The organism is Pedobacter terrae (assembly GCF_900100705.1).
Classification (GTDB): Bacteria; Bacteroidota; Bacteroidia; order Sphingobacteriales; family Sphingobacteriaceae; genus Pedobacter; species Pedobacter terrae.
In genome coordinates this window covers 62973-76037 of sequence record NZ_FNCH01000020.1, presented here as the reverse complement: position 1 = coordinate 76037, position 13065 = coordinate 62973, and the positions used below count along the sequence as shown (strand labels likewise).

The 13065-nt window shown below is 39.3% G+C and carries 16 protein-coding genes; 8 read left to right on the top strand and 8 right to left on the bottom strand.

What is annotated here, in order from left to right; all coding sequences use genetic code 11:
* Nucleotides 1-213 precede the first annotated feature (213 nt).
* Nucleotides 214-1365 (top strand): zinc-dependent alcohol dehydrogenase, encoded by a 1152-nt coding sequence (locus tag BLR60_RS20245; protein ID WP_090503169.1) that lies wholly within the window; start codon nt 214-216, stop codon nt 1363-1365.
* Nucleotides 1366-1368: 3 nt separating this feature from the next.
* The gene (locus tag BLR60_RS20240) at nt 1369-1854 is read left to right on the top strand and encodes a hypothetical protein (RefSeq protein ID WP_090503166.1); all 486 of its coding nucleotides are present in this window, start codon (nt 1369-1371) and stop codon (nt 1852-1854) included.
* A 134-nt stretch (nt 1855-1988) separates the two neighbouring features.
* Here the strand turns inward: BLR60_RS20240 and BLR60_RS20235 are convergent, their stop codons facing one another.
* From BLR60_RS20235 to BLR60_RS20220, 4 genes are all read right to left on the bottom strand, one after another.
* Entirely contained in the window at nt 1989-2492 is a 504-nt protein-coding gene (locus tag BLR60_RS20235; protein ID WP_143009120.1) for a DUF305 domain-containing protein, read from the bottom strand.
* 110 nt (nt 2493-2602) lie between these two features.
* Nucleotides 2603-2812: a hypothetical protein gene (locus BLR60_RS20230; RefSeq protein ID WP_090503157.1), complete on the bottom strand. Its 210-nt coding sequence runs from the start codon at nt 2810-2812 to the stop codon at nt 2603-2605.
* Between the two features lie 116 nt (nt 2813-2928).
* Nucleotides 2929-3114, bottom strand: a complete 186-nt coding sequence (locus BLR60_RS20225; protein WP_143009119.1) for a hypothetical protein — start codon at nt 3112-3114, stop codon at nt 2929-2931.
* 49 nt (nt 3115-3163) lie between these two features.
* A complete protein-coding gene (locus BLR60_RS20220; RefSeq protein ID WP_090503152.1) occupies nt 3164-4030 on the bottom strand; it encodes a cyanophycinase in 867 nt (288 codons plus the stop codon).
* Between the two features lie 334 nt (nt 4031-4364).
* Here BLR60_RS20220 and BLR60_RS20215 point away from each other — a divergent pair, with 334 nt between their 5' ends.
* Nucleotides 4365-4742, top strand: a complete 378-nt coding sequence (locus BLR60_RS20215) for a response regulator (protein ID WP_090503149.1) — start codon at nt 4365-4367, stop codon at nt 4740-4742.
* 61 nt (nt 4743-4803) lie between these two features.
* Here the strand turns inward: BLR60_RS20215 and BLR60_RS20210 are convergent, their stop codons facing one another.
* A complete protein-coding gene (locus BLR60_RS20210) occupies nt 4804-5277 on the bottom strand; it encodes a BLUF domain-containing protein (RefSeq protein WP_090503146.1) in 474 nt (157 codons plus the stop codon).
* A gap of 336 nt (nt 5278-5613) precedes the next feature.
* On the bottom strand, nt 5614-5892 hold the full coding sequence (locus BLR60_RS20205) for a hypothetical protein (protein WP_090503144.1): 279 nt from the start codon (nt 5890-5892) through the stop codon (nt 5614-5616).
* Nucleotides 5893-6298: 406 nt separating this feature from the next.
* On the opposite strand from BLR60_RS20205, the gene BLR60_RS20200 reads away from it, so the two are divergent.
* Both BLR60_RS20200 and BLR60_RS20195 read left to right on the top strand, forming a co-directional pair.
* Nucleotides 6299-6955, top strand: coding sequence for a response regulator transcription factor (locus tag BLR60_RS20200; protein WP_090503141.1), 657 nt, complete (start codon nt 6299-6301; stop codon nt 6953-6955).
* A 380-nt stretch (nt 6956-7335) separates the two neighbouring features.
* Complete coding sequence (locus BLR60_RS20195; RefSeq protein WP_090503139.1) at nt 7336-7839, top strand: RNA polymerase sigma factor; 504 nt, start codon at nt 7336-7338, stop codon at nt 7837-7839.
* Nucleotides 7840-8029: 190 nt separating this feature from the next.
* Here the strand turns inward: BLR60_RS20195 and BLR60_RS20190 are convergent, their stop codons facing one another.
* Both BLR60_RS20190 and BLR60_RS20185 read right to left on the bottom strand, forming a co-directional pair.
* The gene (locus BLR60_RS20190; protein ID WP_090503135.1) at nt 8030-8284 is read right to left on the bottom strand and encodes a hypothetical protein; all 255 of its coding nucleotides are present in this window, start codon (nt 8282-8284) and stop codon (nt 8030-8032) included.
* A gap of 231 nt (nt 8285-8515) precedes the next feature.
* Nucleotides 8516-9334: an alpha/beta hydrolase gene (locus tag BLR60_RS20185; RefSeq protein ID WP_090503131.1), complete on the bottom strand. Its 819-nt coding sequence runs from the start codon at nt 9332-9334 to the stop codon at nt 8516-8518.
* Between the two features lie 185 nt (nt 9335-9519).
* Here BLR60_RS20185 and BLR60_RS20180 point away from each other — a divergent pair, with 185 nt between their 5' ends.
* From BLR60_RS20180 to BLR60_RS20165, 3 genes are all read left to right on the top strand, one after another.
* Nucleotides 9520-10611, top strand: coding sequence for an AI-2E family transporter (locus BLR60_RS20180; RefSeq protein WP_090503129.1), 1092 nt, complete (start codon nt 9520-9522; stop codon nt 10609-10611).
* A gap of 572 nt (nt 10612-11183) precedes the next feature.
* On the top strand, nt 11184-11702 hold the full coding sequence (locus tag BLR60_RS20170) for a protease (protein ID WP_090503125.1): 519 nt from the start codon (nt 11184-11186) through the stop codon (nt 11700-11702).
* Between the two features lie 352 nt (nt 11703-12054).
* Nucleotides 12055-12996: a helix-turn-helix domain-containing protein gene (locus BLR60_RS20165; RefSeq protein ID WP_090503123.1), complete on the top strand. Its 942-nt coding sequence runs from the start codon at nt 12055-12057 to the stop codon at nt 12994-12996.
* Nucleotides 12997-13065: the final 69 nt, after the last annotated feature.

Below are 13065 nucleotides of genomic sequence, written 5' to 3'. Positions count from 1 at the left end.
AATCTCCAAAAAGGCGTATTAGCTCGTGTTTCCGGCAATATACTCGAAATTCAGGCGGCGAATGGATACTGCGTGCTGTTGATTTAGGTATTTAGCACTTTAAGAATACGTAATTGACACCTAAACTTTTACAAAGCGTATAGGTTTTATAAAAAGACCGGGAAGCGTAGATTCTCAGTGTAATCACCAATTCATTTAAACAAAATCAGAAATATGCTAGCAATGAATTATCGCGGCCCATATCGGGTCAGAACTGAACAGCGCCCGATGCCTGAAATTCTGCATCCGGAAGACGCGATTGTACGGGTAACCCGTACCTGCATCTGTGGATCCGACCTACACCTTTATCACGGAATGGTACCCGATACCAGGGTGGGCTCAACCTTTGGACATGAATTTATCGGTATAATAGAAGAAATCGGTCCATTGGTAACGAATGTAAAAATTGGCGATCAGGTACTGGTTCCTTTTAATATAGCTTGTGGAAGATGCAATTTTTGTAAACAGGGACTTTATGGAAATTGCCACGAATCTAACCCCATGGCTACTGCTGTTGGCGGTATTTTCGGGTATTCGCATACGGCAGGTGGCTTTAATGGCGGACAGGCTGAGTATGTACGTGTGCCGTATGCCAACACAGGTCCAACGGTAATACCACCGGACATGGATCCTGACGATGCCGTTTTACTAACTGATGTTGTACCTACGGGGTACCAGGCGGCAGAAATGGGCGGGATTAAAGAGGGAGATACCGTAGTGGTTTTTGGAGCAGGTCCCATCGGAATTATGGCAGCAAGGTGTGCCTGGTTTTTTGGTGCAGCCCGGGTAATCATTATCGACCATATCGACTATCGGTTGGAATTTGCCAGAAACTATGCGAAATGCGAAGCCTACAACTTTAAATCGATGGAAGATCCTGTGGTATTTCTAAAAAAAATAACCGATTGGTACGGAGCTGATGTTTGCATAGACTGCGTAGGTTGCGAGGCCGAAGGAAATGCCTTGCAAACTTTTACCGGTAAAATAACGTTAATGCAGGCCGGTGCCGCCACTGCGCTACAATGGGCAATTAACTCGGTAAAAAAAGGCGGAATTGTTTCGGTAGTGGGTGTTTATGGCCCGCCATTCAATTATGTACCAATTGGGAATGTACTGAACAAGGGGATTACCCTGCGGGCCAACCAGGCATCTGTAAAACGGTTGCTACCTAAACTTATTGAACATGTACAGGCCGGAAGACTTGATCCTAAAGGACTTATTACCCATAAAGTGCCACTGGAAGAAATATCAGATGCCTACCACATTTTTTCAGCCAAGCTTGATGAATGTATCAAGGTAGTACTTATCCCATCAACTAAATCTTAAAACATGGAAACGAAAAATTTTGATTATAAAAATATTCCCGGCTGGGGCATGGATATAGATGAGCGGAATGAACCCACCTATCCGATGAAAAATTACACCGGTGATGACCATAAACGCTTGGATTATGAAAAGCCACCGCAACAACCTGCAGATGTAGAAATACTTAAATCTAACGAACGCCCCGCATTAAGTGCAGTTTTCGGCAATGCATCGCCTCCCTCAGGCCTCAGTGGAATGATTCGCCGGTATGCCTTTAAACATAGCGAAGACCGCTACCGGCACTGGATCCCCTTGATTTTAGCCGACCGTATAAATGCGTGGGAAGGAATTTTAGATGACTTTAAAAGCGGCACTATGCCCAATATACCTGCCGAACGTGGATGGAAGTCAGAACTGAAATATAATCGTGCCGCACTGACTAAAAAAATTCTGGTAACAGGTGTAATTAGTCTGGTGTTGTTGAGTTACCTCACACGAAAAAAAAGATAAGATATTTGGCGGCCAGGTGTGCGGTACTTTATCTGCATCTGGCTTGCCAAAACCAATAAGCTTTTGTATGTAAAAAATGATCGGTTGATTTGGCATTTATAAGTTACCCATACTAACCAATCATTAAAGCATAACTAGTTGGTATGCCATAATCTTTGACTGGCGTCAAGCCGTTTGGTAAGCATGGGCAGTTTTTCTGCGGTCCACTGCCGTAATAATACATCCTTTAATCCCGCCGGTCCGGAAGCTTTAACATGCAGGCCGATCAAATCCTCATCAGCTTGCATAACCAACTTCAAAAGCAATTTATGATACGCAGGTCCATGGCTGTTTTGCAGATTTAACAGATTTGCTTTCGCCTCCGCAGTAAGATCAGCTTCAGGAAGGGAACATATAGTTTGTAGTTCAGCGATATACCTTGACATACTATCGCTTCTCTGTGCAAAAAAAGGTGCAAATTCCGGCTGATCCTGAGTTTTTGATATTTCCGTATCCAGGACATGCTGATATGCTATTATAGCGGCTAACGGGTACAAAAAATCATTTCGTTCCAACCTGTAATCACCTATTTGCTTTTCACAGCCGGTAAACACCAGCAACAACAATATTATAGAAGGGCGATAGCGATAAAATTTCATAGCGTTGATTCTAAATGCCAATTAACTGTTCGAGAATCAGATTAAATAAAAGACGCACGCAGATGAAATTTTGGGTCTCCTGCGTGCGCCATTGTACAATGTTCAATTAACTATTGAGGCATTGTGGATCCAGACGAGGCGCTATCTGTGGTTGTAGAATCTCTCGTGGTACTATCCTCCTGCCCAACCGTCTGCTGGGAACCACCGGTACTCATCGAAGTATCACTGCTGGTTGAATCTGCACCTTCCGATCTGGCGCCTGAATTACATGAAATTAAAACTGCTGTAGCCATTACAGCGATAAATAGATACTTTTTCATATGATATTAATTAAAGGGTTACCCAAAGTAAGCTGTTTAAAGAACCCAAAAGTTCCGTTTTTATTCAAAATGGGTAGTTTGCACCATGCTGAACGTATTTACCCCAATTGATGCGTTTAGGTATTCCCACCCGCATTACCGGCAAGATCGCCGTTTACATCTTCCTCATCGTCAATTTCGCCGGTCAGGCCACGTTGCACATCGTTATCATCTGCTTTTTCCTCATCGTTTGGACTAACGTCTGATTGATGTTGATTTTTTTGGTTCTCATCCTCGTTGGGATCTACGTTTGTGTTCATCATAACTTTTTATTTAAAAAACATCATTAAAATGAATATAGTTTTGCACTGGTTAAATGAAAAAGGGTTCAAGTGCCGGAATCTCCCAAACCGAACCATCTTTTAAGATGCTAACATTTAGATCTGAAATACTAATGCATTGTCCACTGTCAAATTCAGTCACATTTGAAGATTTTGTATGAAAACCATCTATGATGATGACCACACCACTTCCGATTACCCGTATGGACTTTCCATGCTCAACAACCAAAGCCGTATCTTCTTCGATGCCAATACCAATACAACCTGGATTTGTGGCGATTACCTGACTCATCCTTACAAAACGGGATCGGTCTACAAAATGGGTATCAATACAGATATTTTTTAACAAACTGAATCCGGTGGTTATCCGAACTGCCCCAACCCGTTGCTGGTTGTCTTTATTTCCTGATATAATCATTGGTGTGGAGAAAGCCATTGCACCTGCGCTGGTACCTGCAATAACTATAGGTTCTTTGATATATCGTTCTTTGATCTGCGAGAGTAATTTCGTACCACCATATATTGAAGTGAGTTTAAGCTGATCGCCACCGGTAAAAAAAAGCACATCGGCACGGCCAATCCGTTCGGTTAAATCATCATATAAAACTTCCCCCCTGTCTTGGTGAAAGATTTGGCCGACATCTGCAGCCCCTAAGCGATTAAAGATCTTCAAGTAATCGTTAAAACTCTCTTCAGGTTCTCCACTAGCCGTGGTAATCACCTCGATAACAGGGGATGACTTACCGCTTAACAACATAACGGACTCAAGTACTTCCAAAGGATCGTTTCCCTCCTTCTGCATTTCTGTTTCAGGCCTGCCATTTTTATTCTCATGCCCTCCAATAACGACTAGTTTACCGGCCGGAGCCGGCGGGTGATTTAATTTAGACTTTCTCATTATATAATTATTTTAACATAACAAGCTACAAGACAAGCCCTTTTCAAATTTTGTTTAGTGCCTGTAAATTTGAGTATTTAAATACCTGTTCCCGTATTTATACGTATACCTTTAAGATCAGTCGGTCATTATAAATTTTGGGGATTCTCACGATAATATCTGTAAATAGTATAAAATGTAACGGTTTACAGACCTTAATTCAGCTTTTGAGGTAAACAGATATGTTCTAAAATACTGGCCGTAATTATCTGCGGTAAACACCTGAAATTAAACCTGTACGAATATTTATACATAAAATTATATTAAATTAGAGGTAAGTATTAATCTAAATCATATGTCTAAAATTCTGGTTGTAGATGATGATCTTAGCAATGCTGAGGTAATCCAAATGGTATTGGAAAGTGAAGGTTTTCAGGTAGAGCGGATTTGCCATTCGGATCAGATTGACCCATCGATAAACAGCTTTTGCCCGGATTTGGTTTTAATGGATATTCTTTTAGATGCAGATGACGGACGGAATATCTGCAATAATCTTAAAGCAGATCGGAGCACTAGTCATATTCCAGTGATGTTGATTACGGCCATGCTAGAATCGCAGGTAGATAATATTGCTTGTGATGCAGATGCCATTATGTTTAAACCCTTTGAGTATACGGTTCTGGTTAATAAGGTAAGAAAGGTATTACACAGCGCGATAAAAATCAGGAATTAGTAACGGGTACCTACTGTTGTATAAAGCCGATTTACGGTAACTTCCATTCATAAACTAATACTTATAATTCATTTCCTTTAGCATCAGCATTTATCAGGTAGAAAGAATGCAAAAAATTTGCCATCTCATTTGCATCCGATAGATGACGTGTCAGGGATGTATCATCATCAAGATGGAAAAAATTAGCGACGTTCTTATACTGATCGGTATTTAGCGGACTAAAGCCCATAGACCAGGACGGAAAGCTTCTTTCTAGCCAAAAACCAGCGCCGAGCAGAAGGATACTCTTGTTGCGTTTATCCGAACAGATGCTGCTGTACATAGCCAAAACCTGCTCTTCTTCCCCTTCCAGAAACTGGATAAACCTCCCCTCGGTTTTCGTAATAAATCTACCTTCCATATAAAGCAGCATGCCCGTTAACCCGAGCAGCGTATTGTTTTGTCGTGATTGATCCAGTAGAAATAAAAGGTCCTGATCACTCATCAACCCGGAGGCTATGCTGGTATATATTAAATAAAAAATTCCTGTAGGCATAGGCACAGCGTTAGCTTACAAGTTAATAAAATAATGATAGGGATTCCTGTTTTACAAATCAGAGTTGTAGGAAAATTGAATTCAATGAGTATACCTTTACCAAGTCGCCCAAATTGTCCTAAACAATACCAGGACCTTACAAAGGTACCTATTTGAAAGCCTTAAACGGGTTGTTAATCAGTCTGTTATCTTATTTTTACAATAAAATGAAATTAATGTCGTGATCCATTCACATGTTGTTAGCCCCTGGCATACCAGTCTTTACTTTCAAAAAAAGGTTAAGCACCAATGTATGCTTAACCCTGCTCACAAATTTTGAATTTTGCCATCACCAAATCAATTACTCTCTTCGGTGTTACTATTCGAGGTAGAATTTGGCATATTTCCAGCTTCGCCAGGATTACCTTTTTCCGGATCTGCCCTGGCCTCTTCGGCACCGTAATCTCCCTCGCCCATTTCACGGCCAAGCATGCCTGCACCATCTTTCACTTTCTCTATTTCACTGCTATCATTGCTACGATGGCGGGGAACCTGATTATCTGGCATATTTGAATTTTCTGCTGTATGATCTGCTTTCGGATCAGCAAGATTTTTATTTTTATGATCTTCTTCCATAATGAATTTAATTATTTATCATACAACAGGTAAATAGTCTATGATGTTTTCGAGAATAATTAAAACCGTTTTCATAGACTTGATATGACGTCGCAAATACCTGTTGTCTTCAAGAAGATGTGTCCACATTTGTACAATAACCAACAAGGTTAGTCTCCGCTAATCATCAGTCAAAACTTTTAAGCTAAAAGGGCAGTTCTATATATATCCGTAATATAATGATGAAGGAGAAAGTGTTGATCAAGAAAAATCTGATCACTAAACACCTGAAAAATAGTAAAGTAAAAATAGTGGGTTATACCTATTAAATAGTAGCGCCCAGGTAAAACCATTTAATACGCTAATAGCGTATTAATATTTCTCACATACGATCATAATCATTTTAAGTATATCAACTGGAATTAATATGAACAAATTAAAAATAATCCTTGCAGAAGATCATAACCTGGTTAGGAACGGGATTAAAATGTTACTTGAATCGCAGGCTGATATTGAAGTGATTGCTGAAGCTGATGACGGCCAGCAGGTATTGGAACACTTGGCCGCCGGAATTATTCCTGACATTGTTCTTGCAGACATTAATATGCCGCAAATGGACGGCATTAGCCTGATTAAAGCCATTAAATTAACCTATCCTGGTATTAAGGTAGTTATCCTTTCTATGCTGGATAATGAAAAATACGTAATGCAGGCCTTTATGGAAGGGAGCTATGGTTATATTCTAAAAAATGTAAATGAAAGCGAAATGCTATTTGCCCTTAAAACTGTGGCTGGCGGAGATAGATATCTTTGCGTAGAATTGACCGAAACACTGCTTAACCGCTTTATCCACCAAACTTCGGCCCAAACTGAACAGGAGGAAGTTCAGGTAGACCTTTCCATGAGGGAAATTGAAGTGTTGCATCTGGTTGCAGAAGGTTATACAAACCAGGAAATGGCAGATAAGTTATTCTTAAGTAAACGCACCATCGAAGGGCACCGCCAAACGCTGATCGATAAAACGGGGTCTAAAAACACCGCATCACTAATCCGTTTTGCCGTGGTAAATGGTTATTTAAATTAATCTAATGCATCGCTTTTTTTTGGAATCTGTACTGAGGAAAGGCCATAGTCTTAAGTCCGAAGTCTAAAGTCTTGGAAAAGGCCTACTGCTTGATAATGGTATCCTTTGGGCGCGTAACCCAGCTTTTAAACAGATCAGAAAAAGCACTGTCAAACCAATAACTAAAGCCTTTTAGTCTTACGAACGGAGACGTTTATTCGATTTACCGCTTTCATTTATACGCTTTAAATATACGGCTTATACCTCCCTAATTTGTTGTTTATACCCATTGTTGCAACATCTACCCAATCTTTAAAACCAAAAAAAAATAAAGGAGTTCTTTTTATGTAATTAACGTTCACTGGCTGAACATTTTTTAAACTGGTTAAAAAAAATAAATCATGGAACAAGAGAATTTCTGTGTAGCTGCTGAATATCATAAACAGTCATTACTGGCACAAGCCCTTAAACTTACCGCTGATGAAGACGATGCCAAAGATCTGGTTCAGGATACCCTGATCAGAGCAGTCGGATCTTGTAGTAATTTCTCAGAAGGAACCAATATGAGAGGCTGGCTTTATGTCATCATGAAAAACACATTTTACAACAGCTGCTGTAAGCAAAAAAGACGTACGGCCATCTGGGAGAGTGATGATTGCCTCTATGATCAGAAACTGATGAACAGCCCTGTTAACAACCTTTCGGAAACCAAGATGGTACTGGAAGATATTCAAAAGGCTATGAATACGCTTAGAGCAGATTACAGGACTGCATTTCAGCGATATTTTGAAGGCTACAGTTATGATGAAATAGCACTTGAATTAAATATTCCACTTGGGACAGTAAAAACCTATATCTACCAGGCACGCCAAAGTTTAAAAAAATACTTACGCATTTACCGTTAATATACTTTTGATAAAGCAGGAAGAAATATGCTAATTTAATCGTACAAACGCTAAAGAGCCCTGGAAGATAGACCCTTTAGCGGGCTATAGGAAATCTGCAAAAATTAAAGTTTAAAATCAACATCGAAAACATAAAGCAAAAAAGGGAGCTAATTTTTAGCTCCCTTTTTGTGTAGTAAATTAAGCTTTTCTAGCTTAAAATAATCTGGTAATTCACATTTACTCTTTTCGGATAATTGCTTTGTTCGCTATTCAGAGAAACAAATGTAGCATTGCCATGAACTTCATTCTTCAATGCATGTTCATAATGCGATTGGATCGTTCGCTGATAATCTTTCTGCAGGCCTTTGGTGGTTTCTGCTAAAAGATTTCTATCATTCAGGTTTTCTGGCAATAAGGTAATATCGCAATTTCCTTCACTGATTTCTTTGACTAAGTATTTCATTTTGATTTTAAATCTTCGTTTCCTTTGATATAAATAAGATTTCAAGAAAGACCAAAAATATAGTAACCGTTTATTTTGTATGTAATCTTAAAGTTAATTTTTAAGGTAAAACATGTATCAATTTAAATTCAGGCAGCATGATTACAACTACAGACAAGCCGGTTAAACCTTAAAATACAAAGTTTAGCAGTAAAAAATGGAAAATTATTTGATCGCTTGGCAATAACCGGACTAAAGTTTCTGGCTGAAATAATTACTAAAAAAAATACTTTGAAATTTAATGGCATTTGCCCAGTAATCCCAATTGTGTACACCAGGCCTTGTGGTAAAATCGTGCTGAATATTATTATACAATAGTTCATCATGCAGGCGTACGTTCATTTTATAGAAAAAATCGTCAACACCGCATTCGAACGCAATGGCCAACGACCCGGGTTTAATCAGGTAAATCATATCAATTACACTATTCTGTTTCCAACGTTCCGGAAATTCATCCTGTTTACCCAATCTTTTAGAAATATCCCATCCGTTCGGAAAAGGTTTAAGGTCAACGCCCCCACTCATGCTGCCCACGGCTCCATATAAATCCTGGTGTTTAATAGCCAGGTAAAATGCCCCATGACCGCCCATACTTAAACCAGTAATGGCCCGCCCCTTTTTATTGGAAATGGTTTTATAATGTCCATCAATATAGCTTACCAGCTCGGTAGCCACATAAGTTTCGTATTTCCAGGCAGAGTCTACCGGACTATCGAAATACCAGCTGGTTACATTGCCATCAGGACAAACAATCATAAATTGATACTGATCGACCAGGTTTTTTATTCCAGGTACTTTTTTAGCCCACTCCGCATAACTTCCGCCTGCTCCATGAAGCAGGTAAATCACCGGAAAAGCTTTTCCAGTTTTGTAGCTATCAGGCTTAATCACCACGGCCTTGATGTTTTTTTTCATCGATTTACTGTAGGTCAACGCTGTATCTACCTCCGCAGCAATTATCACGTGGCTACACAAAAACAAACAGGCAATTAGGAGGAGACTTTTTTTCATCAGTGATTTTTAATAATGATTACAATAGCGTGCTAAATTTATAAAATAACTGGTTACGATTCGCCATTTCTGCCAATCCGAAACATAAAAAATGGCGATGCCAGCTTAACTATTCCGTATACAGCTAAAAACCTTAAAACAATTTTGTTACATTTTAGTTTCTTGAACGGTTAACCCATCTAAAAATGCTTAAAACCTACCCATTTTACATCAAAGCGCCTGTAATTCTTTTAGGATTAGTAATTACGGTATTCATTATGAGTGTACTGAGAGATATTCTTGTGCCACTTGCTTTTGCAGCCCTGATAGCCATATTGCTTAACCCGCTCACCAACCGTTTCGAAAGAAAAATGCCAAAAATCGTCAGCATTATTCTTTCCATGCTTATTGGTCTGGTGGTGGTGGTCGCCATCCTTTATTTTTTATCATCACAGGTAGCCCACTTTTTTGATGACCTTGATAGTATTAAACAAAAATTATCGCAATTGCTGGAGCAGATCAGGAGTTGGTTACAAACCACCTTTGGTATTTCTACAAAGAAGCAGATGCAAATGCTTAATGATGCCGCTAATGGTAGCAAAGCATTGATTGGCCAAACGCTTAGCGGTTTGATGGGGGTTTTAAGCGTCGTTTTCCTGATCCCGGTGTACACTTTTTTAATCTTATTATATAAAACGTTGATCTTAAACTTCATTTACGAAGTATTTTCAGAAGAAAACAAGCAAAAAGTTGGCGAAATTTTAAGTGAAACGAAAGCAGCCATTCAAAGTTACATTATTGGCTTATTAATCGAAACATCTGTTGTAGCTATAATGAATTCCGCTGCTCTGCTTATTCTCGGAGTACCCAATGCCATCCTCATTGGCGTAATAGGAGCAATACTCAACCTGCTTCCATACATTGGGGGTATTATCGCCATCGCGCTTCCAGTATTAATGGCCACGTTAACCAAAGATGGCTTTACTACCCAACTTTTAATTATCGGTGCATATGCGCTGATCCAGTTTATCGACAATAATATCCTTGTGCCACGCATTGTATCGAGCAAGGTACAGATCAATGCCCTTATTTCGATTGTAATTGTATTAATGGGCGCTGCACTTTGGGGTATCCCTGGCATGTTTCTTTCCATTCCATTTATTGCAGTACTGAAAATCATCTTTGACCGTATAGACGGACTTAAACCATGGGGCAAATTATTGGGAGATAATATCCCCACGGAGCATATGGGGCAGATGAAAAGGCTTAGGAGAAAGAAAAAACCGGCTACAGATTAAGCGTTAATTCTTTTTGAAAACGATCGTTCAGTAGTCCTTCGGAGCCAGCAGTCCCGTTATCCGCTTTATCCCGATAGAACCTGCGAAATAAAGGTAACAGTATCCAAATCGGGATGCCCACTCCTACCGGGTTTACTGAACAAAGGTTGCTGCAAAAATGAATCATTCGCAATGAATTTACCACACACATAGCTAAAGCGCCAGCCGATGATCTTTTACCCGCTGTGCCACCTGGCCGCGGTGAAAACGAAGTAAAACGGAAAGATGCCGACCATGCAGTAGCTACTAGGCAATTGAAAACACTAGCACTAATTGTAAACAATCCGACAGCCATCGGATCAGCATGACGAAACGGCTTGCCAATTTGTCCTAATAAAGCACCTTAATTTCTAAACATAACGGCGATAATTTCTAAAAGTTTTGCCCAAAATAAATTACAATCTTCCCCTTAGTGTGTCAATTGCATATCTGCTTTTTGGATGTAATAGCATTATCATACCACTTAATCGTTTTAGTTTAATCACTTTCAAACAAAATCGGTTCTTATTTGCTTATACAAACAAAAATAAATCATGAAAAATAGCAGACTAATTATTCCAGCCCTTTTGGTATTATTTTCGGCGTGTAGCGAAGCCACAAGAAATACCGCTACCACAAAAAATGAAAACACCGGTCAAACTGTGGCCAACAAAACCGATTCGCTAGAAGTAAAACTAAATATAAATGGCAATGTAGCCACTGGTGAGCCATTACTGTTAAGATTTGTGGTCTATAACAATACCGATAGTTTAAAAAAATTCTGTATCTGGCATACACCATTCGAACCTTTAATGAGCAGTTATTTAAGCATTACGAATGATAAGGGAGAAGAAGCGCAATATAAAGGCGCTATGGCCAAAAGGGTGATGCCACCTCCAGCCTCTAGTTATACACAGGTAAATCCGGGTGATAGCCTGGTGGCAAATGCTGATTTGCTTAAAGCATACGATTTAAAAAAAGGATCGAGTTATAAAGCCGTTTATACGGGTGGAAACATGAGCGGTTTGGCATCAAGAGATACCGTTACCTTTATTTATACTGATCTACATTAATTTGCATTTTTCTTTGCCGCTAAGCACACAGTTTAGCGCGTTTTGTTCAGCATAAGGTGTATGCCAGTCAGGTGAAGCAAAGTTCCATTTGGCGTTAATGCACAAACACTCACCTTAAAGCAAGCGGTGAGTAATGCACTAATCAAGTATGGCACCATTAAGGCTAAAGATAATTATGCTAATGCATCAAAAATGCTATCCAACAATGTGAAGAAAGGTAGAGAACTGACGACCGGGTTGAAGTTTTTGGCAATTTAACAGCAGGTGACAAATTAGTTGCAGAACCAACGGAGGAAATGCAAGAAGGAATGACGATTAAACCTTAACTTTACGGGTATAAAGCACTTAAAATATGTTGTCAAAAAACCAAGAGCTTTCTACCCTACAAAAAAAGGAAACATTAGAAGATTTTTATAATAAATTAAAAATCACCAGGCCTGAAATTCCTACGCCAAGCCTGGGAATGATTCATGATATCGGGCATTTTAATGTTTTTAACCGGGGCAACGTTTGTACTAATGTACCCTCTGCTTTTAGCCGGAGAGATTTTTACAAAATTTCGTTGATTATTGGTAATGGAATTTTGCATTATCCTGATGCACAGATCGAAATAAAAGAAAGGGCATTACTGTTTACGAATCCGAATATTCCCTATTCATGGGAAAGTACCTCGCCAAAACCTGCTGGTTTTTTTTGTTTATTTACCGAAAATTTTATCCACAACCGTAATGAAACCTTACGCGATTCTTTATTGTGGCGCATAAACGATAGTCCGGTAATCCATATTGATGAAGAACAGGAAGTAACTTTAAAGGACATTTTCAGTAAAATGATGAAAGAAATGGATGGCGATTACATCCACAAATACGATCTTTTAAGAAACTATGTGCAACTTATTGTTCATGAAGCATTAAAGGTTAAACCTCAGGATATTGTTTTTAAACAGAATAACGCATCGGTACGTTTAACATCATTGTTTCTCGAATTACTGGAAAGGCAGTTCCCCATTGGCTCTACAGAACATATTTTAGAGTTAAAAACAGCGCACGACTTTGCTTTGCGCCTGCTGGTGCATGTAAATCACTTAAACCATGCGGTAAAAGAAGTAACAGGCAAAACCACTTCCGAGCACATTTCGAGAAGAATAGCTACAGAGGCAGTGGCCTTACTTAAACATACTGAGTGGAATATTGCACAAATTGCTTACTGTTTAGGTTTTGAGTACCCGGCCAATTTCCATATATTTTTCAAACGCCAGATGCAGTGTACACCGAAAGGTTTTAGGGCAAACTGAGTAATCATTCTTAAATTATCACTTCGAAATCTGGTCTTAGCGTCACGCTAAGACCCAATAAAAATAATC

Bases quoted from the DNA above. Each gene is read 5' to 3' on its own strand.
- BLR60_RS20245 (WP_090503169.1), top strand. From the start codon at position 214: ATGCTAGCAATGAATTATCGCGGCCCATATCGGGTCAGAACTGAACAG.
- BLR60_RS20240 (WP_090503166.1), top strand. From the start codon at position 1,369: ATGGAAACGAAAAATTTTGATTATAAAAATATTCCCGGCTGGGGCATG.
- BLR60_RS20235 (WP_143009120.1), bottom strand. From the start codon at position 2,492: ATGAAATTTTATCGCTATCGCCCTTCTATAATATTGTTGTTGCTGGTG.
- BLR60_RS20230 (WP_090503157.1), bottom strand. From the start codon at position 2,812: ATGAAAAAGTATCTATTTATCGCTGTAATGGCTACAGCAGTTTTAATT.
- BLR60_RS20225 (WP_143009119.1), bottom strand. From the start codon at position 3,114: ATGATGAACACAAACGTAGATCCCAACGAGGATGAGAACCAAAAAAAT.
- BLR60_RS20220 (WP_090503152.1), bottom strand. From the start codon at position 4,030: ATGAGAAAGTCTAAATTAAATCACCCGCCGGCTCCGGCCGGTAAACTA.
- BLR60_RS20215 (WP_090503149.1), top strand. From the start codon at position 4,365: ATGTCTAAAATTCTGGTTGTAGATGATGATCTTAGCAATGCTGAGGTA.
- BLR60_RS20210 (WP_090503146.1), bottom strand. From the start codon at position 5,277: ATGCCTACAGGAATTTTTTATTTAATATATACCAGCATAGCCTCCGGG.
- BLR60_RS20205 (WP_090503144.1), bottom strand. From the start codon at position 5,892: ATGGAAGAAGATCATAAAAATAAAAATCTTGCTGATCCGAAAGCAGAT.
- BLR60_RS20200 (WP_090503141.1), top strand. From the start codon at position 6,299: ATGAACAAATTAAAAATAATCCTTGCAGAAGATCATAACCTGGTTAGG.
- BLR60_RS20195 (WP_090503139.1), top strand. From the start codon at position 7,336: ATGGAACAAGAGAATTTCTGTGTAGCTGCTGAATATCATAAACAGTCA.
- BLR60_RS20190 (WP_090503135.1), bottom strand. From the start codon at position 8,284: ATGAAATACTTAGTCAAAGAAATCAGTGAAGGAAATTGCGATATTACC.
- BLR60_RS20185 (WP_090503131.1), bottom strand. From the start codon at position 9,334: ATGAAAAAAAGTCTCCTCCTAATTGCCTGTTTGTTTTTGTGTAGCCAC.
- BLR60_RS20180 (WP_090503129.1), top strand. From the start codon at position 9,520: ATGCTTAAAACCTACCCATTTTACATCAAAGCGCCTGTAATTCTTTTA.
- BLR60_RS20170 (WP_090503125.1), top strand. From the start codon at position 11,184: ATGAAAAATAGCAGACTAATTATTCCAGCCCTTTTGGTATTATTTTCG.
- BLR60_RS20165 (WP_090503123.1), top strand. From the start codon at position 12,055: ATGTTGTCAAAAAACCAAGAGCTTTCTACCCTACAAAAAAAGGAAACA.